Below are 21,822 nucleotides of genomic sequence, written 5' to 3' on the forward strand. Positions count from 1 at the left end.
CTTAACCTAAAATGATGATGCGGAACAGTCTATTGACACTGGTATTATTTATAAGCGTATTCTCCCTTAGAGGGCAGGAGCTTACTATACCTCAATTATCTCAATATCTTGCCGATAACCCCTTTGTAATGTCCCCAACTTACGCAGGTATTGGTGACCATGTTAAAATAAGACTTAACGGTCTTACACAATGGGTAGGTATTAAAGATGCCCCCGATACCCAATCTCTAGCAGCAGATATGCGTGTTGGTGAAAAATCTGGTGTTGGTATGGTATTATATAACGATAGTAATGGTGAAACAAAGCAACAGGGAGCCAGGTTCTCATTTGCGCACCACCTTACTTTAGACCGTTATGATGATGAGTTTTTGTCATTCGGTATCTCGTATAATTTTAACCAGTTTAGAATTGATAATACAAACCCTGATTTAGTTGCCGATCCAGCATATGTTGGTGATAAGGCAACAACAAATCATAACTTTGACATTGGTGCACTTTATAGGTATGACAAATTTTATTTCAGTATCAATGCTTCAAATATCTTAGATAAAAATTTAAGTAATTTCAACGCCTTATACGAGCCTAATAGACTTAGAAACTATTACGTGTATACCGGTTATAGATACATGAAGAAAAGAACCAGCAAGATGGAAATAGAGCCTTCTGTGTTGTTTCAATTGTTTGAGAGTGATGGGCGTTCTGTTACCGATTTAAACTTGAAATTCAGATTTTACGATTTTGAAGATTATTTCTATGCAGGTGTTAACTATCGTTTCTTAAATGATCAAATTGGTAATCCGCTTTATATTGCTCCAATTGCAGGTTTAAAGAAAAATAATTTTTACTTCGGATATTCTTATCAAGTAATTCTTAATGAACTTCTTGGTTATAGCTCTGGTACGCATGTAATCACCCTAGGGGTAGATTTATTTCAAGGTATCAGTAATTGTCGTTGTACCTATTAATACTACAAGTAGATTGATTAAATTTGATCTCCAGAATACAAATAATGGGTAAAGTACAATTAGAGAATATAAAAGCATATGCCCACCATGGGTGTTTGCCTCAAGAAACCAATATTGGTAGTGATTATTTGGTCAACGTTTCTGTTGATACAAATTTATTGATTGCCTCAGTTTCAGACGAGTTGAAAGATACTGTTGATTATGTTCATATCAATAAGATTGTAAAGCAAGAGATGGCAACGCCTTCTAAATTATTGGAGCATGTCGCCAAAAGAATAATTGACCGAATTTTTATTGAACTTCCAACCGTAGATTCAGCTATGGTATCTGTTTCTAAAATCAATCCGCCTATAAACGGAGACGTAGAAAAGGTAACAGTATCATTGAATTTACAAAGAGGACAATCTGTTCAGTAATCCATCCAACCTTAAATAATTATAATTTCTTAGTTTTTAATGTAGCTTAGATAGGGATAATTGTTTATTTTTGCTCTCGCTAAAAAATGGCATCGTGGCCGAGTGGCTAGGCGCAGCTCTGCAAAAGCTTGTACAGCGGTTCGAATCCGCTCGATGCCTCCAAAACCCTCCTAACTAGGAGGGTTTTTTGTTTTAAGATATAATAGTTATTTATGTACTTGCAGCAAGAACAGTAAAATAATGGTTGGTATAAAATAAACAGCTATTGTCTTTGCGCCTTCATAATCTTTAGCAATTCGCTGGCCGAACAATAGCATTAGTAATGTTATGGCAGATAAAATTGCACCATTAAAGGCAATGGTTCTTCCGCCTGATGTTAGCATTTGATAGATGCCAACACTGCAAAGAATACCTGCCACTATTTCTGTTACAAGTATAATACCTACTAGCAAGGGAACAATATTTTTGAACGGTGTAGCAGAAAAATGTTCTTTTAACCAAGAAATATTACCGTTCCAATCGGTAATTTTATCAAAGCCACTCTGTAAAAAAGTTATGATTAAAAATAAAAGTATTGTTATTTCTGTTGCATTGTTATAGAAGGTGTTCATAGCGAAGGTTATTTAAGTTCAGATTTTTTTCTATGAAGCAATCGTGTTAGTTTAATAGAAAGATCGGTGAATATGATTTTCGAATTTCCATTTCTTTCCACATGGTAAATTGCATCTTCCAGCTCTTTAGTAATATCTAAAATGTTGTTTTCATGTACAAAAGGCGCAAATTTCTTTAATTCAAATCCTTCGGCATGTATTTTTAGATAAGCAAGTTCTTCTGCACCATAATTAATCATGAGTGCCTGTCTCATAACCGTAATACAGTAACTTAGAAAGTTCTTCTGTGTTTCTCTACCGGTTTTTGCAACCTCTTCACTCCACAACAACAATTCATGAATTGCTGCTTTGTTGCCTTTTGCCTTAAAAGCGGTACGCACCCATTGAACAAACCAATTTTCAAACACCAGATCCTCAGAATCTTTATTTAAAAGGTCTAATGCCTTATTGTAATTGCCATTTGCTTCATGAGCCAAAAGCATTGCCTCTGGTTTACTAGCACCTTTCTCCGTTAAGGCTGAGGCAATAGCATCTTCTGCTAAAGGTGGAAAATGAACAACCTGACATCTAGACTTAATAGTTTGTATAATTTGTTCTTCGTCTTCGCACAGTAGTAAAAAAATGGTTTTATCGGGCGGTTCCTCTATTAGTTTCAATAATTTGTTAGAAGCTGCAGTGTTCATTTTTTCTGCCATCCAAATTAACATCACCTTATAACCACCTTCATAAGATTTTAATGATAATTTTTTTACGATATCTTGGGCTTCATCAACACCAATTTGACCTTGTTTCTTTTCAATTTCAATGTACCGATACCAGTCAAATAGATTCCCATAGGGCTGTTCTAGTATAAACTCTCGCCACTCTTTCATATAATGGTTGCTTACTGCGTGAGATTTTACCTTATCAGAATTAGAAACAGGAAAAGCAAAATGAACGTCTGGGTGGGCAAATGACTTGAACTTTAAATTGCAAGCTTCATTACCGCCATTGTTGTCCCCATTAGTGTTCTGGCAGATAATATATTGGGCATAAGCCAATGCCATAGGCAAAAGCCCACAGCCTTCTGGACCAACAAATAATTGTGCATGTGGTATTCTACCTGCATCTGCACTTGATGCCAGGTGTTTTTTAATATGTGAAAGTCCTAAAATTTCATTGAATAACATAGATTCAAATATAGTTGTTTAAAGCACAACAAATTTAATGGTATTGGGTGTAAATTATCCTATTTAGCACTTTATCGCAAGGCATTTAATCTTTACATTTGTTACCTAACAAAAGTAATATCACATGAAAGTATTGAATGACTTTAATTTTGAAGATAAAAAAGCGTTAATTAGAGTGGACTTCAATGTTCCATTAAATGACAAATTTGAAGTAACAGATAACACTAGAATTCAAGCAGCTAAGCCAACAATTATTAAAGTGTTGGAAGATGGCGGTAGTGCAGTACTTATGAGTCATTTGGGAAGACCAAAAGGAGTTCGCAATGCAGATTTGTCTTTAAGTCATATCGTAGATGCTGTTTCTGAAGTTATTGGAGTTGCAGTTAAGTTTGTAGGAGATTGTGTTGGTGAAGAAGCTGAAAAAGCAGTTGCCGAATTAAAAAACGGAGAGGTGCTTTTATTAGAGAACCTTAGATTTCATAGTGAAGAAGAAAAAGGTGATGAAGCTTTCGCAGAGAAACTTTCAAAATTAGGAGATATATATGTTAATGATGCTTTTGGTACGGCTCACCGTGCACATGCATCTACTACTATAATAGCTAAGTTTTTTCCGGAAGCTAAGTGTTTTGGTTATTTATTAGCGAAAGAAATAGAAGCTATTGATAAGGTAATGGCAACAGGTGAAAAACCGGTATTGGCAATTCTTGGTGGAGCAAAAGTTTCTTCTAAGATTACTATCATCGAAAATATTCTTGATAAAATCGACGACTTAATCATTGGTGGTGGTATGACTTATACCTTTATTAAGGCTCAAGGTGGTAAAGTAGGAGATTCTATTTGTGAAGATGATAAGATGGAACTTGCCATGGAAATTCTTAAACAAGCTAAGGAGAAAAATGTTAATGTACACATACCTGTAGATGTTATTGCTGCAGATGCTTTTGATGCCAATGCTAATACACAGGTAGTAGATGTTGACAAAATACCAGATGGTTGGCAAGGACTAGACGCCGGACCAGATACATTACAAAACTTCAAAAAAGTAATTCTGGCTTCTAAAACAATTCTTTGGAACGGACCAATTGGTGTTTTTGAGATGGAAAAATTTGCCGCTGGTACTATTGCAGTTGGTAATTATATTGCAGAAGCTACAAAAGCAGGTTCTTTTTCATTAGTTGGTGGTGGAGATTCTGTTGCCGCAGTAAAACAATTTGGTTTTGAAAACAAAGTTAGTTATGTATCAACAGGCGGAGGTGCAATGCTAGAAAGTTTAGAAGGTAAAACATTACCAGGGATAGCTGCCATATTAGAGTAGTAAAGGGGTTATCGATAAACGGCATATAACGAAAATTTGTGCATTTTAAGAGAAATTATTTTATTCTCATTAAAAAATGTACGATTTTCGTTTGTTCCGTTAACGTAATTTACCCCATTATGAATAAAGTAACCTATAAGTGTTTTTATTTACTAGGATTAGCTTTGATGCCAGTCTTAGGATCTGCACAACAAGAAAATACTGTTTCTGCTGTTTCAGATTCACTATACAGCACTACTATAATTGTCAATGATTCACTCTCAGAAGTGGTTCCTTTGAATCAAATAGATGTTGTAAAAAGTTCTAAAACCGAAAGCTTGGTTTTATACAAACCAACTGAATCTTCTTCTTATAATCTTCAGGATAATGCATTAGCAGCCAAGTTCGATAGTCTTTGGATGAAAGAACTCGTAGATGCAGCTCCGCTTTTTAATGAAATGTACCAAGAGGTATTAGAATTAGACACGGTTTCTACCTTCGTTTTAGATTTGCCAACAGATACTTTAAAAATGCGTTTGGCAAAATTGAATGCGAAAACACCTTTCAATGTAGAATACAATAAGTCTTTAGAAAGTGTCATTAAATCATTTCTTACAAGAAAAAGAGGTTTAATGGAACGTATGCTTACCATAAGCCAATTTTATTTTCCTTTATTCGAACAAGAATTTGACAATAAGAACATTCCATTAGAAATGAAATATTTGTCTATTGTAGAATCTGCATTGAATCCTAAGGCACGTTCTAGGGTAGGGGCAACAGGTCTTTGGCAGTTCATGTACGGTACGGGTAAAGAAATGAAATTAAACATTAACAGCTATGTTGATGAGCGTAGTGATCCTATAAAATCTACTGCTGCTGCTGCTAATTACCTAAATAGATTACATAGAATTTATGATGATTGGGATTTAGCTTTGGCTGCTTATAATTCTGGACCGGGTAACGTAAATAAAGCTATTCGTAGAAGTGGCGGTCAACGTAACTATTGGAATATTAGAAGAAACTTACCTAGAGAAACTGCTGGCTATGTTCCAGCTTTTCAAGCTACCATGTATATTTTTGAGTATGCCGAAGAACATGGTTTAAAAGCAAAGATAGCAGATCGTGCCTATTTTGAAACAGATACAATTCATGTTAAAAGCTTAATAACTTTTGATCAGATCTCTGAATTGGCTGGTATTGATAAAGAAGAATTAAAGGTGCTTAACCCTCACTATAAATTAGACGTTATTCCTTTTGTGGAAGGAAGAGCACATGCGCTAAGATTACCTGTTCATAAAATGGGAAAATTCGTAGCAAATGAAGCTGCTATATATGCTCATGTTGAAAAGGAATTGAAAAGCAAAGAAAGTCCGATTGCTCAAATAACGAAGCAAGCAGACGCAAATAGTATTAGATATCGAGTTAGAGATGGTGATTTTCTTGGAAAAATTGCTGAGCGCTACGGTGTGCGTGTAAGCCAATTAAAACAATGGAACGGTTTACGAAGTAATAATTTACGAATTGGACAACGATTAACAATTTATCCAAAACATAATTCAGGTTCTTCTGTAAAACCAAAACAAACCCCTTCTAGAACGGCTGTTGCAAGCAATTCTAAAACACATGAAGTTAGAAGCGGAGACTCATTGTGGACTATTTCTAGAAAATATCCTGGTGTAACTATAGATAATTTACGAAAGTGGAACGGTATTAGTGGTAACAATTTAAAGCTAGGCACAAAACTTAAATTGTGCGACTGTTCATCGTAAACCAAAACACCAATGAAAAAAAGAATTTCACTTTGTTTTTTAGCAATTTTAGGATTGTCAATTGCCTGTAAAGAAGACGGCAAAGCAGATTACCTACCAGAGTCAGTAGGCGCCATGAACACTTTAACGGTAGTTATAGATAATGATTTATGGAACAGTAATGTTGGTGATGCTATTCGTGAAAACTATACTGCTGCAGCTCAAGGTTTAACTTGGGACGAGGCGCTTTTTAGTGTTACTCAAATACCACAACAAATTTTTACAGGTTCTATTCGTAATACCAGCTCTGTTCTGTATGTTATGGAGGATACCCTGAATGTTGCCCACATGAAATCTAACATGTATGCCAAACCACAGAAAGTGGGGGTGATCAAAGGGCGAAATAAAGAGGAGATAATTGCAAATATTAAAAAGACGGCTCCAGAATTTATAGCTGACTTTAAAGCCCTTGAAATTGCAAAGGCTCAGAAAAGATTTCAGAAATCATTGAATAAAGAAAAGGCGCTAGAAGATAAATTCAATATTTCAATGAAAATACCTTCTATTTATAGAGTTGGAAGGGAAGAGGATAATTTTGTGTGGATAGATCGCCAAATTCAAAAAGGGAATATGAATATTATCGCATACACCATGCCTTGGGATAGTTTTCAGAAAGATTCTACTTTTTCGCAAGACATCATTAGAATGCGAGACTCAATAGGTAACCTATACATTAAGGGAAATGATGTGGCAGGTAAAAATAATCATATGATTACAGAAAAAGCATTTACACCATATGTCTTCCCTGCTGAGGTTTCAAGTAAAAAAGCGGCAGAAGTAAGGGGGATTTGGGAAATGTCGGCTTACCCTATGGCAGGTCCGTTTTTAACCTATATCATAAGTGATAAAGAGAACAACCGTAAATTGATTCTTGAAGGGTTTGTTTTTGCTCCTGCAACCAAAAAAAGAGATTACATGTTTGAGCTAGAAGCAATCATGAAATCTGTGCGGTTCAATGTTAATGAACAAAACAAATAACTAATTTAATTTAGTTTTATAAAAAGTAAAAAGGCTCAGGATATTCCTGAGCCTTTTTTATATGAAATAGGTTCGTTTATGATTACAAACCGTCATTTGCCAATTATAAATTGCTGAAAGAAAAGCCCGTAGACACTCTAAAAATTAAAACGATAGAGGCATAAGCAATCAATACAAAACACAGCCACGAAAATATTTTAAAGTAGTGTTCTAAAAGGAAACTTTTCCAATTTTTAAAAGCTTCAATGTATATTTCTTTAACTAGGGTAATTTTTTCCATGTTCAATGATTTAGGAGTTCTTGCGAGTAAAGATGTTCAATCTTAATGCCTTTATTGAAAAGCTTAGGTAAAAGGTCCAATTAATCTATAAAATGTAATAGGTTAAAATCTACATCTATCAACAGTAAAAAAACTTAGATAAACAGCACATACGGCAAGTATTAGAAAATCGATAAAGGGTATAAAATCATAGACAAATAAAAAGTAACCTGTATAGTAGAGATGACAAGTATTTAAATTTACTAAGCATTAAAACCTAAATGTATTATAAAACAAAAGACCCGCCAATTAGCGGGTCTTTTGTTATTGATGTTATTTTATATTACATATCTACGATAATAAACTCTGATCTACGGTTAAGGTAATGTTGCTCTTCTGTACAACGAACGGTACCATCACAATCATTAATTAACTGTTCTTCTCCATAACCAATAGCGCTTTCAATTCTACTTGGATCAATACCCTGAGCAATGATATAGTCTCTGGTAGATTTAGCACGCTTATCAGATAAGTATTTGTTATAAACGTTATCACCCCTTGAATCGGTATGAGATTCAATTTTAATAACCATATTAGGCGAATCGTTCATTACTTCTACTAGCTTATTAAGTTCTACAGCAGCATCGTCACGTATGTATGATTTGTCAAAGTTAAAGTGAATCATCTCTGTCTTAAGCTTCTTAATGCCATTCTCAACAGCGATCATATCATTAAGTTTTCTCATAGAAACATCTACATTAACAATCTCATTGTCTTTCGTTGCAGCTTCTCTAGTATCATCAAAGTACGAACCTTTGGTGGTCTTTAAAACATATCTTGTATCAGCATCTAAATCTTCAAAAATGAAGTTTCCATTTTCATCGGTTTCCATTTCTTTAAGTTTGATGTTATTTTCATCAAGTAATTCAACTAATGCGTTTGGCATTAAATCGCCAGTGATTAACTCGGTTACGATACCCGATATAGCATTTATACTGGTTGGTATTTCTTCTAGTTGTAATGTTTTAAATGAATAGATATCATCATCGCCTTTACCACCATCACGGTTAGATGCAAAGTATCCCTTCTGAGACTCTTCATCTACAATAAAAGAGAAATCATCTTTACTACTATTTACAGGCTTACCTACATTGCGTACTTCTAAAAATCCAGCTTCATCATCAAAGGCAACTTCAAAGACATCTAATCCTCCTAGACCAACATGACCATCAGATGAGAAGTATAATTTTTTGTCATTTATGAAAGGAAACATTTCTTTATGCTCCGTATTAATTTCTGGACCAAGGTTTCTTGGAGAAGAGAATGTACCGTCTTCAAGTACATCTACAACGAAAATATCTGTTTCACCTAAAGTACCAGGCATATCAGAAACAAAATACAATTGCTTTCCATCAGGACTTAGTGCCGGATGACCAGTAGAGTAATTGTCACTGTTGAAAGATACTTCTTCAGCTTCTAACCATTCTCCATCTACTTTTTTAGAACGGTAGATTTTAAGGTGGTTAATTCCGTTTTTATCACGCTTTAGTTTTTTACCATAATTGTTTCTGGTAAAATACATGGTTTCATTATCAGGTGTGAAAGCAACAGATGCTTCGTGATATTTTGTATTTATCTTTTTAGAAAATTTAATGGCATCTTTAAAATCTTGAGATTCTTCATTTACCTTGGCAACAAATAAATCTAAGTAAGGTTGATTGTTCCATTTATATTTTCTGGTAGTAAATATAGAAGAATCTTTAGCAGATGCATAAACCATTTCATCACCACCATAATACATTGGTGAAAATTCTGAATACTTTGAATTTATGTTCAGGTTGTCGATATCAAATTTCTCTTCCATTCTTAGAAGACCATCTAAAACTATTTCGTTCTGTTCTGTATCTTGTGCAATCTCTTCGCCAGCTAATTTTCTATTATATAACTTTAATAAACGTTTTGATCTTTTATAATTTCCAATACCTTTAAGAGAGTGAGCATATTTAAATAGGTAGTCAGAACTCATGTCAGACTCATATTTGGTATATAGTATGTTGTACCACTTATAGGCGTTTTCCATATCTGTATTAAAGTAATGCGCATCTCCTGCTTTCTTTAATACATCATATGTATAAGCTTTTTCTCCTTTAGATAAAGCTTGCTCATAAATTTTGGCTGCTTCTGCATACCACATTTTATCAAAATACTCATCTGCTCTTTTTATAAGCTTTGATTTAACCGTTGGGTCATTTTCTTTTGATGAAGTTAACATTTCATAAGAAACATCTTCTACTGGTATAGATTCTGTTTCTAACAAAGTTTCTTGAGTTACTACTAGCTCTGGTGTTTTTTCTAATGCTGAGTTTGCTTCTAATGCTGTAGTTGTTTCTATTTCCGATTCGGCTGGTAACTCAGCTACTAATTCTGCATCAGTATATAAATTACTATTGATCATTTTTAGTATCCACACTTCATCATCATAACGATTATCGAATTGTGTAGAACAATCATTTATAGCATCTTCCCAAGATGTATAATGATTTAAATATAGATAATACAGTAGGTTTTGAGGATTTTGAAAGTATCCTGCTTCAAACCCTTTTTTATTTAATTTCTTAATTTGAGATTTAAGATTCTTGCTTTTAGAAAATGTACCAGAAATTATATAGTATCCATTTTTGGTTTCTGGGATATCATGAAAAGCCCTGTAAGGAATGGAAAGCTCTTCTGCGGCTCTTTGAAATGCTTTTTTGTCATCAGTATCTACATCAGAAACTATGGTACTGTTACTATTGTTTGAAACCTCAGACTCAAGTTCGTCTTGAAAGCCTTGGGCTTGAGCAAAAACGATAAAGACCAGAAAAAATAAATTTAATACACTTCTCATAGACATAATTCTTTGTTGAATATTACATTCAACTGGGGTTTTAAGTATAGTACCAACGGTTAGTTATGGATTTTTAGTACTATATGTCTAACGAAATTAGCGGTAAAGCGATATTCTGAATATTAATTGTTGTGAAAGAAGGGTTTTATGTCGTGAATGAATAGTATTTAGTAGCCTCGTAACCAATGAGATCCCGATAAACGGTTAATTTAAGCGTTTTGTGGAGTGTACGGGGGTATAAAACGCGACCCAGTATTTTTATAAAGAATCTGGAAAACAAAAAAAGTCCTGAAAATCAGTACTTTATAAATTATATGAAAGAATAGTTTGTTTACTATTCCTTTTTCTTTTCTTCTAGTTGCTCATCTTCTTTAGAGGCATCTTTAAATTCTTTTATTCCACTACCTAAACCTCGCATAAGTTCCGGAATCTTTTTACCTCCGAATAATAGTAGAATTACGACTACCACTAATATAATTTGTGGAGCGCCTATGGCCAAAAAAGTAGATAATATTGTCATAAGACTATGATTTAAAATGGATTTCAAAGATACTAAAAACTTATTAGTTTGCTGTTAATATTAACACCAAGTGAATTTTTATTTATGATATAGAGGCTCCTAACTGTATTTTGATTTAAATACTAAATGGTATATAATTTTGTATACTCCTGTATTATTGATTTAATTAGAAGAATCGTGGAGATTTTATCCTTGTAATTCTTGATATTAATCTATAACGTAAAAATAGTTCATGTGTGCCTGAGTTGTAGGTTCCCAAGTTATTTGTGGTTAGATCATAGGCATAACCCAAATTAAATTGCGGATTGATTTGAAACCCTAATAAGGCACCAATAGAATCATCCCATCTATAATTTACACCTAGGGTTAGAACTTCATCAAGAAGAAAATTGAAAGATACATCTGCAATTAAGGGAGCCCCTTCAACATATTTTACAAACGTAGAAGGCTTAAATTTTACTGTAGAATTTAAGTTGACAACATAACCTGCAATTAAATATAGATGCATTCTATCTGAACCAACTGCTTCCTCAATAGCATCATACCGTTTGTTATATAATACGTTAGGTGTTGAAAGACCTACATATGCATTGTCTGAATAAAAGAATAGGCCCGCACCTATAGATGGTAAAAGTTCACTATTAATATTTTCATTGAAAAGAACATCTGGATCTCTAAATGTTCCTTTAGACCAATCTACGCTAAGAAAACGAGCACCAGCTTTTAGTCCTAAAGCCAATCTATGACCTTTTCTATTTAGAATTAGATTATGTGCGTAATTAAAGTCTAAATATGTTTCTGAGGATGGACCAATTTGATCCTGTACAATGGATAAGCCTATACCGTCATAGGTACTAAGTGGAGAATCTATGCCTAATGAAATAGTTTTAGGTGAACCATCTAGACCAACCCACTGACTTCTAAATAGAGATGTAACGGTCAAATGACCTTTAGAACCTGTGTAAGCAGGATTTACGGTCATTGTATTATAGTTGTATTGCGTATACTGCGGTTCTTGCTGTGCATTTGCACAATCTATTCCAAGGAGGATTAAGATGAGCGTTGTGCTTATGTATATGTGGTATATTTTCAACTTCATTCCAAGATTTATCTAGTTATATATAACCAACCTGTTTTTGCATCATTTATATCTTCATTTGGCACCAGTATATAATAGTAAGTACCTACAGGTAGTTTTTCGCTGCCATTAACAGTGGCCCTACCTTGAGATGTACCGTCCCAATCATTTTTATATCCTTTTGTTTCATAAACTAAGGTTCCCCAACGGTTAAATACCTGTAGGTTGTTATTCGGATAATCTTCAATACACTCAATAAAGAAATATTCATTACTGCCATCTCCGTTAGGGGAGAACTCATTAAAAATGACCAAACACTCTTCTTCTAGTGGCTCATTTAAGGTAACTGTTGCTTCATCTTGGTCATTGGTCGTGTTTTGATCCATTTGGTCAACGTAATCTACACGGGCAATGTTGGTATATTCATCTGCATCTTGTACGGTTACTGTTAAAAGAAGTTCTGCAGTTTCACCAGGTAGTAACACTGAGATATCCCAAAAGCCAGTTTGCGAATCGTATGCTCCTATGTCACTGCTTTGTGCAGTCAATACAAAACCATTAGGTATATTTTCTTCAATACTTAGGTTTGTTGCTTCTAAACTACCAATGTTACTTGCGGTTACCGTAAAAATGATTTCGTCTCCGATTGCTGCTGTTTCACTAGAAACTGTTTTATTAATAGAAATATCTATTGAAGGTGTAGCTACTTCATACTCACTTTCGTCATCTTCATTTGGAGTATTTGCATTATAATTATCTACGGAAGAATCAGAATCTGGTTGATCTACCTGAGTTACCTGTGCTACGTTTTTATACTCATTTTCAGTTCCTGTCGGAATGTCGAGCATAGCGCTATATGATAGCGTGATGCTTTCTACACTTAAAGAGGCGATATTCCAAGTAATCGTATTATTCGTGAATGTTCCTCCGTTAGATATTGATGATACATCTAGAATTAAACCTGATGGTATATAATCTTCTATAACAATACCAGTTGCGTTTTCAGGCCCAGCATTTGCTATAACAATTTCATAGGTGATGCTCTCATTTATATTCGGACTAGGATTAGAACCCGACGCTAACGTTTTATTTAATGATAAATCAATATTGTTAATTGAAATAGTATCAACTGAATCTTCATCATCTTCAGATTGATCTCCGTCATCATTGTTCGGAGTAGAATTTGGGTCTGTTTGATCACTTGCGGTTACTTGCGCTATGTTTTTATATTCATCGGTTGCGCCAGTTGGTGCGTTTACCGAAACATCGTATGTCAATGAAGTAGTACCAGAAGTAACGGTTGCTAAATTCCAAGTAATAGTATTTCCAGAAAGTGTTCCACTATTTGAGATGGTAGCAACATCTACAGTATACCCAACAGGAACCACATCTTCAATACTAACATTCGTAGCATCGTTCGGTCCGGCATTCGCTAGGTCTATCGTAAACGTTATAACATCTGAAATATCAGGATTGGTATCTGAAACCGATTTGTCTAAGGATAGATCAGCTTGCGCACTAACGCTTACCGTATCCACCGAATCTTCATCATCTTCAGATTGATCTCCGTCATCATTGTTCGGAGTAGAATTTGGATCTGTTTGATCACTTGCAGTTACTTGCGCTAAGTTTTTATATTCATCGGTTGCGCCAGTTGGTGCGTTTACCGAAACATCATACGTTAATGACGTTGTGCCAGAAGTTACAGTTGCCAAATCCCAAGTAATAGTGTTTCCAGAAAGTGTTCCACCATCAGAAATGGTAGCAACATCGACAGTATACCCAACAGGAACAACATCTTCAATACTAACATTGGTAGCATCGTTAGGTCCTGCATTTGCTAAGTCAATAGTAAAAGTTATAACATCTGAAATATTAGGATTGGTATCCGAAACCGATTTATCCAAGGATAAATCTGCTTGCGTACTAACGCTTACCGTATCCACCGAATCTTCGTCATCTTCAGATTGATCTCCGTCATCATTGTTCGGAGTAGAATTTGGATCCGTCTGATCACTCGCAGTTACTTGCGCAATATTTTTATATTCATCTGTAGCGCCTGTCGGTGCAATTACCGAAACATCGTATGTCAATGATGTTGTACCAGAAGTAACGGTTGCCAAATTCCAAGTAATAGTGTTTCCAGAAAGTGTTCCACTATTTGAAATAGTAGCAATATCTACAGTATACCCAACAGGAACAATATCTTCGACGCTAACATTAGTTGCGTCATTAGGTCCAGCATTTGCTAAGTCAATAGTAAAAGTTATAACATCTGAAATATTAGGATTGGTATCCGAAACCGATTTATTCAAAGACAAATCTGCAGAGGTATCAACTGAGGCAATTAAAAATGAAACCGTATTACAGAAGCAATTTCCAACTGAAGGCTCTAATTCTATCAATAGATTTCCTCCGGCGCCACAAAAGTCACTCGTTGTAAAAGAAGCAATTTCGTTTATCGTAGAACCGCTTATAATTTCGGAGTCTAAACTACCAGTATAAATTGCTGTGCCAGATTTATTATCTGAAGCATCAGTACAATAAACAGCGTAAGTTGCTCCTGATGCTACCGTATATGCACCAATATTTTCAATACTAAAATCTAAATCATAAGTATAATCTGTACCATTATTTACATAGGTAGCTTGTGGTGCAGGACTTGCAACCGCTATTTCAGATTTAAATGTTTCAATAGGAATAGTAGCATTACCTGTAGCAATTTTTGTGGTACCGCACGAGACACCCATACAACTTAATGCATTGGTTGTTACATATGTAGTTAAGTCAATATCAGCAGTACCAGTACAACTATTTGATTGATTGCTAATATCAAATCCGTACGTTAAGGTATCGGCAGATGTCGCCCCTTGTGGTAATTTTAATTCTATTTCTTGATGACTACCTACAGTATTTGCACTTACAAAAGTAAGTGGTAAGGCACTGGTAGATGTAAATGATGAAGTTACATATTGTATGCCATCTGGTAAAACTACACGTACATAATCATCATTACCCGAGACACCATCAATAATAATTGTGTTTACACTTACCGTTTCTGCTTCACAACCTTCTAGTCTTGCAGTGTTTGAAACAGATACACTGTTATTGGTGCTATAAGGCGGTTCTGCACCGGTTAATATAATAGGATTAGCTGAGGTTCTACTGCCGCTTCCTGTAGCTGGATCCCCGAACGGACTATTACCAGTTATGGTATATGCCGTACCTGTGTTTGATACATAATTACATTGTGCATTTAAGGTAAGACTAATCACAGCAATTTGTTCATCTATTGAAGCAGCATTCAATGACCCAGGTATTCCATTTTTTGCAGCAATAAACGAGTGATCCAATAGGTTGATGGATACATTATTGCCAGATATTGTAGGTGTCAAGGTTTCAATATTACCAGATCCTCTAGGGAATTCAATAGTTAGACCGTTGATTAAAAGAGCTGAAATATCACCTGGCACATCAAAATTAACAATAGGAGAAATTAAATCTCCTTCCCCAGCATTTCTTGCTTCTAGGGTAATGTTAAAATCTGTACAGGTATCAACTGTTGTATTTGGCTGATTTAGTATTTGTAATTGAATTGCCGCAGGAACAGGATTTAAAGTAAAAACCTCTTCATCAAAATATGGAATGCCCCCGTAACTTGTTGGGTAAGCAATACAGTCATAATTATGAGAAATGTTTAAGTCTATTGGGCTGCTAGAATTATATGTGCCTTCAAATCTTATTTGTCTACAGATCCAAGTTCCACCTTCCATATCACCAAATTCAATATAAGTGACATCACCTTCAGTGGTGAAAGTTAACGCAGTTTCTGTTCCTCCATTTACTAGGTAGGCATTTGTTATCGTATAATTAGCACCAGTATCTACCCGAAGCCAATTGTTGGCAATTTCTGTTGAATTTTGTTTACAAATATCAACGGTGAAGCCTTCTAACTCTGAATTTCCAATTTCTGTAGGATTGTCAGACGTTAAGAAAAAAACAGGTTGGTTGTAAGTGAAGTCTTTAGTATCGGTTTCTGTTTTGGTAACAGGTGAATCTGCGTATGCATACTCATCATAAGAAACAGAAATATTATGCGAACTTAATGCTGGAGTAGCACTAGTTGCAGTTAAATTTATTGAAACACTAGGATAGTTGTTACCACCTTGATCTAAATGAACAAAACGTGGACCAGGGGTTATGGTTACAATATTTCCGGAAACCGAATAATTTAAACCATTGTTCCATGATGTAGGGTCTTCATTTTCTGGCATTAAACTTGGGTAACCGTAACTACTTACAAGATTATTGAAATGCATTCCCATAGGTATTTCAATAGTAGTAGAACTCCATAATAACGGTGGTCTAAATTCATCTGGAAATTTATCATCTACTGAGGAAGCTTGCGCTAGACCTACATATAGCCATTTTTCATCACACCCTTCTGTCTTGTTATCAATGTCTGCAGTAATATTGATTTCATTTTGAAAAAAGTGAGCTCTTTCATTATATGCACCGCAATCTATTTCAGTACCCGTACCGTCTAAACTAAAAAACCGTCCTTGAAAAGTATGAAACTGATACAAAAATGCTTCTTCTGGAAAATCTTCTTTAAATTGAAAAGTTAGATTTAATGATATTTCATCTGCTTCCAATCCTTCTCCATATTGATAGGTTGGTGATATAAGATTTTGATAAGTTGATAGGTCTAATGTAAAACGATTATCATTGGTACCCTGGGTGGTAATTACAGGTGTATTTGTTATAGGAAAGGTCTGTGGGGATCCTGTTGAAAGATCATGTATTGTAATGGTACCACCAGTAAATGCAATAATATCTTGCATACTTACACCACTTTCCGTTATATATCTCATTTCAAAAGACAAATTGTCTTGAGTACTATTTTGCATAACAGCGCTAGTGCTTACCGCCATTTCATCTTTAGGCATGTAATATTTGGTAGCATGTACGTTAGGGTCTAAAACAACTTTGGTTGTCATGGTTTCATCTGTCCAGCCAGTAGTTGTTCTATCCGCATCAAAAGACGTTGTCATTGGTGCACTACAACTATTAGGGCAATGGGTAGTTATATTGAATGAGCCACAATGCAAATCAGTATTATAACAAGAACTTTCATATGATGTGGTGTAATTAAGGTTTAGTTCCTCTGGTCCGGAATAGGTACTACAATCAATATTCAATTCAAAATTGATTGGTATACGCAACCAGTAAGAATTGTATTCAAAATCTGCTAATTGTGTTTCTGTGAAAATTATTTGATTACCCACTTGAACATACCGTGCATCTGCACCAACATCTAATGTAACTCCGTTTGGTACATCAAGTACTGCTTTGTAAATAGTAGACGCATCATTTGAAAACATTTCAATACCATTACAGGTTGGTGATTGTTCAGAGGCAATAAAATTTCCTATGAATGAAAGATTAAATACTGAGCCATCTTCAGCATCTAGGTCATAATCTTCAGGAAAATCTTCATTAAATAATGCTGCTCTATTTACATAATGTCTTTGTAATTCTTCTCGTATGGATTTGTTGCTGCCACCACAAGAATTAACTGCCCAAGCATCCATTTTTAAACTATGACTATTTACATAATCTGCCTTATCTGGTGCACAGGTTGGTGAGTCAGGCAACATACTTAAATCAACATTTATTTCTGTAAAATCGCCTGGTAATAAATCATCAAACAAACCATCTCCATCTAAATCTTGTAGTCCACCTGGACCATCGGGATCTGTTGTAAAAAAATCTTGACCGACAAGATACGAGCCTAAACCTTTAGAGCTGCCTGAAGGTGTATTTATCCACCTTTGAGGAGTGAATGCAGAACCGCCTGTAAATCTGAAATTAGATAATTGCCTTTGCGTATCATTGTCGTCTCCGAACATCGGATTAAAACCTATGCCAGACAATCTATTGTCCCAAGTATAACCAATATTAAAATTAACGTTATAGGCATTAGCTGCACTTGCGTTGTTTTCTAATCTGTAGGTGTAAGTTACAGGAGCATCCCACCGAGGGCGTGGGTCACTAATCGTTTGAAAAGAAATATCTGACCACTCTTGATTAAAACCTATAAAACCTGGTATTGAAGCACCAATTTGGCAATAAGTGCCTACAGTGCATCCCCATCTAGGACTATGGTTTGTAGATTGATTATCTGTACAATCAGTTAAAACTAACTTTTCTACTAGTGTTATATTTTCGTTTTCGAATAGGTTATCTCCATCTCCAATTTGACCAACAAAAGGCGCATCATTAAGATTTATTGAATATGTATAGAAATTACCGCTAATGGTTGGGGTCAATACAGTTCCGTTAAAAGAAAGTTCGTAGTTGGCTTGTAAACCCGGACTAATCTCTACCACATGATCAAATTGAGATATGCTACCATTACCAGAATTATTAATAACAACATTTCTATTGGTAATATCACCTACGAAAGCATCTACTGCAGTAATGTCGTTTACGGCTAAATATGCTTTTAATAAAGTATAGCCATTTGATGTGAGATCGCTATTGTTAGCAGTTTTTGCGGTCGTATCCTGTATGTAGTTTATGGTGTGGACATCTTTGAATAGTCCGCCATTATATGAAAACTGTACGGCATCGCAATCTCCTGTTTTTTCAAAAGTGATTGTAACAACATCAGAAATTTGCCAATTTGCATTACTAGGTCTTTCAATTTGAAAAGTTGGTTGGTTTAAATCTGTAATGTCAAATTCAGACAATAGCAAATCACCAGAGCCAGTTTGATTGTTAATAACAGCTGTTCCTGTTTTATAATTAATACCTTCTGGTAAGTCAAAAATAATTTTAAATGTATGAAGTTGTGTAGATTTTGCAGTAATAGTAACAGTGCTACTGCCATCATTGGAACCTCCGCAGACGCCCATATTTGTCGAGCTAATTTCTACACGATAATCTGTATTGTTTATTTGGGCTTGTATAGATTGAACGGCCGTAAAAAATAGAAGTACGGCGATTAAAACCGAAGATTTCTTTAATTTATGCAAGAATTTGGTATGAGTTTGAAAATGTGCCATTTTTACTTGATGAACAAGCATCTGTTTTAGTGATTTGATTTGTAGGTCTTTTAACAGCTAAATCAAATCTAACTTTAATGAAAGTTTAGGGGTAATTTATGTTGTGAATAGGTATTTTACCGAGGTAACGGCCTAAAGAATTTGATGTTTAGGTATTTAAAGAATAGGAGATAACAGTCACTTTAAATTAATTAAGTGGTAGAATGGTTAAGAAGTAATTTTTTTTAATTATTGTTTTATGAAGCCAATATGGAGCAATTATAGATGTAAGTGAACTAAAATTGTATAAAACAACGTAAGTAAAGTAAAGTTGAACCTCTCTTTCTAAATTAATCAATTCAAAGAAGGTCTAAAATTAAATTCTAAGTTTATCTTTGTTAAGATGGCCAAAAAGAAAGTCAAAAAAAGAAAAGAAATAAAAAGGAAACTACTTCATAAGTACCGTTTGGTAATACTAAACGAAAGTACTTTCGAAGAGAAGATTTCTTTTAAGTTAAGCAGGCTCAATGTTTTTGTTACAGGTTCTCTTTTCATGATAACTTTGATCGGACTAACAACACTACTTATTGCCTTTACTCCGCTAAGAGAATATATACCAGGCTATTCTTCAACAAGATTAAAGAAAGAAGCCACTGAGCTTACGTATAAAACGGACTCTTTAATTAGAACATTAAATTATACCAATAAGTATTTAGATAATATTCGTATGGTTTTAAAGGGTGATATAGAAAATACGGTAGTTAATAGAGATTCTCTTTTTCAGCAGTTTAAATTAGATCCGGCATCGGTAGATTTAAACCCTATTAGAGAAGATTCGTTATTACGGGCAGAGGTCGCTCTTGAAGATAAGTACAACTTATTCGAACGAACAATCGATAAGAAAAATTTAGTGCTCTTTACGCCAGTTTCAGGTTCTGTCTCTATGGGCTTCAATCCAAATGAAAAACACTATGCGGTTGATATTACTGCTGTAACTGATAGTCCGGTAAAAGCGATTGCAAATGGTACAGTAATTTTTTCTGAATGGACAGCAGATACTGGTTATGTAATTATTATTGAGCATGAAGGCGGATTATTAAGTGTATACAAGCATAATGGTTCATTATCAAAATATCAAGGTAATATAGTAAGAGGTGGTGAAGTAATTGCTGCAGTTGGTAATACTGGTGAACTTACCACTGGACCACATCTTCACTTTGAACTTTGGGATAACGGAACACCTATTGATCCTTTAAATTATATTGATTTTAATTAAAACAAAATGTCACTAAAGACTATTGCTGCTAAAATATTTGCGCATCGTATCGCGAAAAGAACCGATAGGTGGGTCAGTAATCCTATTGAGACACAAGCGAGGGTTTTTAGTGAACTTATCGCAAAAGGAAACGAGACAAAGTTTGGTAAAGATCATAACTTAAAGACGATTAAAACCCATAGCGATTTTATAGCTCAGGTTCCTATTAGAGATTACGAAGAACTTAAAGAATATGTGAATCTAGCGGTTGCCGGGCAAGAAGATATTCTTTGGCCAGGTAAACCATTATATTTTGCAAAAACCTCGGGCACCACTTCTGGAGCAAAATATATACCCATTACAGAAGGTAGTATTAAAGAACAAGTAAAAGCATCTAGAAATGCTATACTTAATTACATTCATGAAACAGGCAAGGCGGACTTCGTAACCGGTAAAATGATTTTTTTACAGGGCAGTCCTATTTTAACCGAGAAAAACGGAGTAAAATTGGGTCGGCTTTCTGGTATTTCGGCACATTACGTACCTAATTATCTTCAGAAAAATAGAATGCCCAGTTGGGAAACAAATTGCATTGAAGATTGGGAGACTAAGGTAAATGCCATTGTAGAAGAAACTAAAAATGAAGATATGACGGTTATTGCCGGTATACCTTCGTGGGTTCAAATGTATTTTGAAAAATTAAAAGAAAATACCAATGAGTATGTGGGTGATTTATTCAATAATTTTGATTTATTCATTTATGGCGGAGTCAATTATGAACCGTATAGAAAGAAGTTTGAATCATTAATTGGTCGTAAAGTAGCGAGTATAGAATTGTTTCCGGCAAGTGAAGGTTTCTTTGCTTATCAGAACTCTCAGACAGAAAAGGGTATGTTACTGTTACTAGATGCAGGCATATTTTATGAATTTGTACGATCTGATGAATTTTTTGATGAACACCCTAAAAGGATAACTTTAAAAGATGTTGAAATTGGTGTAGATTACGTCATGATCATTACAACAAATGCTGGATTATGGGCATATAACCTAGGTGATACCATTCGGTTTGTTTCAACGTATCCTTTTAAAATAGTAGTATCTGGGCGTATAAAACATTTTATATCAGCGTTTGGCGAACACGTTATAGCCAAAGAAGTAGAAGAAGCAATGTTGGCAGCTACAAAGGCAACAGATGCCAGTGTAAGTGAATTTACAGTGGCACCACAAATTGTTCCGAAAGAAAATGAATTACCATATCACGAGTGGTTTATAGAGTTTGAAAAACTCCCGTCTGACATGGGTCTTTTTATACAAGAATTAGATTCGGCACTTCAAAAGCAAAACAGTTATTATTATGACCTTATTGTTGGCAAGGTGCTACAAACTTTAAAAGTTACTCCAGTAAAAAGCGGAGGATTTTTAGAATATATGAAATCAATAGGCAAGCTAGGCGGGCAAAACAAAGTTCAGCGACTATCTAACGACAGAAAAGTAGTTGAAAGCCTGTCAAAATATAAGGCATAGCACAACAAG

General features: G+C 34.8%; 14 protein-coding genes and 1 tRNA gene. 8 read left to right on the plus strand and 7 right to left on the minus strand.

Going from position 1 to position 21,822, the window contains the following annotated elements; all coding sequences use genetic code 11:
- Positions 1 to 14: 14 nt before the first annotated feature.
- The 3 genes from BUC31_RS03870 (at position 15) to BUC31_RS03880 (ending at position 1,543) form a co-directional block, all read left to right on the plus strand.
- Complete coding sequence (locus BUC31_RS03870) at positions 15 to 965, plus strand: PorP/SprF family type IX secretion system membrane protein (protein WP_449817039.1); 951 nt, start codon at positions 15 to 17, stop codon at positions 963 to 965.
- A gap of 44 nt (positions 966 to 1,009) precedes the next feature.
- The gene (gene folB / locus BUC31_RS03875; RefSeq protein ID WP_073241426.1) at positions 1,010 to 1,381 is read left to right on the plus strand and encodes a dihydroneopterin aldolase; all 372 of its coding nucleotides are present in this window, start codon (positions 1,010 to 1,012) and stop codon (positions 1,379 to 1,381) included.
- Between the two features lie 88 nt (positions 1,382 to 1,469).
- Positions 1,470 to 1,543: transfer RNA gene (locus BUC31_RS03880), tRNA-Cys, on the plus strand.
- Between the two features lie 44 nt (positions 1,544 to 1,587).
- Here BUC31_RS03880 and BUC31_RS03885 read toward each other — a convergent pair.
- A complete protein-coding gene (locus tag BUC31_RS03885; RefSeq protein WP_073241428.1) occupies positions 1,588 to 1,992 on the minus strand; it encodes a DoxX family membrane protein in 405 nt (134 codons plus the stop codon).
- An 8-nt stretch (positions 1,993 to 2,000) separates the two neighbouring features.
- Positions 2,001 to 3,161, minus strand: a complete 1,161-nt coding sequence (locus BUC31_RS03890) for a DNA polymerase III subunit (RefSeq protein ID WP_073241430.1) — start codon at positions 3,159 to 3,161, stop codon at positions 2,001 to 2,003.
- A gap of 124 nt (positions 3,162 to 3,285) precedes the next feature.
- Between BUC31_RS03890 and BUC31_RS03895 the strand changes: the two genes are divergently transcribed.
- From BUC31_RS03895 to BUC31_RS03905, 3 genes are all read left to right on the plus strand, one after another.
- Positions 3,286 to 4,476 carry a phosphoglycerate kinase gene (locus BUC31_RS03895; protein WP_073241432.1) on the plus strand — a complete coding sequence of 397 codons (1,191 nt, stop codon included), beginning with the start codon at positions 3,286 to 3,288 and terminating at the stop codon, positions 4,474 to 4,476.
- Positions 4,477 to 4,595: 119 nt separating this feature from the next.
- Positions 4,596 to 6,224 (plus strand): LysM peptidoglycan-binding domain-containing protein, encoded by a 1,629-nt coding sequence (locus BUC31_RS03900; protein WP_244534001.1) that lies wholly within the window; start codon positions 4,596 to 4,598, stop codon positions 6,222 to 6,224.
- A gap of 12 nt (positions 6,225 to 6,236) precedes the next feature.
- A complete protein-coding gene (locus tag BUC31_RS03905; RefSeq protein ID WP_073241434.1) occupies positions 6,237 to 7,241 on the plus strand; it encodes a DUF4837 family protein in 1,005 nt (334 codons plus the stop codon).
- Between the two features lie 103 nt (positions 7,242 to 7,344).
- Here the strand turns inward: BUC31_RS03905 and BUC31_RS20625 are convergent, their stop codons facing one another.
- The 5 genes from BUC31_RS20625 to BUC31_RS03925 form a co-directional block, all read right to left on the minus strand.
- Entirely contained in the window at positions 7,345 to 7,521 is a 177-nt protein-coding gene (locus tag BUC31_RS20625) for a DUF6747 family protein (protein ID WP_317614936.1), read from the minus strand.
- Between the two features lie 322 nt (positions 7,522 to 7,843).
- Complete coding sequence (locus BUC31_RS03910; protein ID WP_244534002.1) at positions 7,844 to 10,387, minus strand: OmpA family protein; 2,544 nt, start codon at positions 10,385 to 10,387, stop codon at positions 7,844 to 7,846.
- A gap of 334 nt (positions 10,388 to 10,721) precedes the next feature.
- A complete protein-coding gene (tatA, locus tag BUC31_RS03915; protein WP_073241438.1) occupies positions 10,722 to 10,907 on the minus strand; it encodes a twin-arginine translocase TatA/TatE family subunit in 186 nt (61 codons plus the stop codon).
- A 166-nt stretch (positions 10,908 to 11,073) separates the two neighbouring features.
- On the minus strand, positions 11,074 to 12,006 hold the full coding sequence (locus BUC31_RS03920; RefSeq protein ID WP_317614937.1) for a PorP/SprF family type IX secretion system membrane protein: 933 nt from the start codon (positions 12,004 to 12,006) through the stop codon (positions 11,074 to 11,076).
- 8 nt (positions 12,007 to 12,014) lie between these two features.
- Positions 12,015 to 19,076, minus strand: a complete 7,062-nt coding sequence (locus tag BUC31_RS03925; RefSeq protein WP_073241440.1) for a T9SS type B sorting domain-containing protein — start codon at positions 19,074 to 19,076, stop codon at positions 12,015 to 12,017.
- A 361-nt stretch (positions 19,077 to 19,437) separates the two neighbouring features.
- Here BUC31_RS03925 and BUC31_RS03930 point away from each other — a divergent pair, with 361 nt between their 5' ends.
- Positions 19,438 to 20,310, plus strand: coding sequence for a M23 family metallopeptidase (locus BUC31_RS03930; RefSeq protein WP_073241441.1), 873 nt, complete (start codon positions 19,438 to 19,440; stop codon positions 20,308 to 20,310).
- A gap of 6 nt (positions 20,311 to 20,316) precedes the next feature.
- On the plus strand, positions 20,317 to 21,813 hold the full coding sequence (locus BUC31_RS03935; RefSeq protein ID WP_073241443.1) for a GH3 family acyl-acid amido synthetase: 1,497 nt from the start codon (positions 20,317 to 20,319) through the stop codon (positions 21,811 to 21,813).
- Positions 21,814 to 21,822: the final 9 nt, after the last annotated feature.

Source organism: Maribacter aquivivus, assembly GCF_900142175.1.
GTDB lineage: Bacteria > Bacteroidota > Bacteroidia > Flavobacteriales > Flavobacteriaceae > Maribacter > Maribacter aquivivus.

What these genes read in the sequence shown, in the direction of transcription:
- BUC31_RS03870 (WP_449817039.1), top strand. Translation starts at nt 15, where the DNA reads ATGATGCGGAACAGTCTATTGACACTGGTATTATTTATAAGCGTATTC.
- BUC31_RS03925 (WP_073241440.1), bottom strand. Translation starts at nt 19,076, where the DNA reads ATGCTTGTTCATCAAGTAAAAATGGCACATTTTCAAACTCATACCAAA.
- folB (WP_073241426.1), top strand. Translation starts at nt 1,010, where the DNA reads ATGGGTAAAGTACAATTAGAGAATATAAAAGCATATGCCCACCATGGG.
- BUC31_RS03900 (WP_244534001.1), top strand. Translation starts at nt 4,596, where the DNA reads ATGAATAAAGTAACCTATAAGTGTTTTTATTTACTAGGATTAGCTTTG.
- BUC31_RS03930 (WP_073241441.1), top strand. Translation starts at nt 19,438, where the DNA reads ATGGCCAAAAAGAAAGTCAAAAAAAGAAAAGAAATAAAAAGGAAACTA.
- BUC31_RS03905 (WP_073241434.1), top strand. Translation starts at nt 6,237, where the DNA reads ATGAAAAAAAGAATTTCACTTTGTTTTTTAGCAATTTTAGGATTGTCA.
- BUC31_RS03885 (WP_073241428.1), bottom strand. Translation starts at nt 1,992, where the DNA reads ATGAACACCTTCTATAACAATGCAACAGAAATAACAATACTTTTATTT.
- BUC31_RS03890 (WP_073241430.1), bottom strand. Translation starts at nt 3,161, where the DNA reads ATGTTATTCAATGAAATTTTAGGACTTTCACATATTAAAAAACACCTG.
- tatA (WP_073241438.1), bottom strand. Translation starts at nt 10,907, where the DNA reads ATGACAATATTATCTACTTTTTTGGCCATAGGCGCTCCACAAATTATA.
- BUC31_RS03935 (WP_073241443.1), top strand. Translation starts at nt 20,317, where the DNA reads ATGTCACTAAAGACTATTGCTGCTAAAATATTTGCGCATCGTATCGCG.
- BUC31_RS20625 (WP_317614936.1), bottom strand. Translation starts at nt 7,521, where the DNA reads ATGGAAAAAATTACCCTAGTTAAAGAAATATACATTGAAGCTTTTAAA.
- BUC31_RS03910 (WP_244534002.1), bottom strand. Translation starts at nt 10,387, where the DNA reads ATGAGAAGTGTATTAAATTTATTTTTTCTGGTCTTTATCGTTTTTGCT.
- BUC31_RS03920 (WP_317614937.1), bottom strand. Translation starts at nt 12,006, where the DNA reads ATGAAGTTGAAAATATACCACATATACATAAGCACAACGCTCATCTTA.
- BUC31_RS03895 (WP_073241432.1), top strand. Translation starts at nt 3,286, where the DNA reads ATGAAAGTATTGAATGACTTTAATTTTGAAGATAAAAAAGCGTTAATT.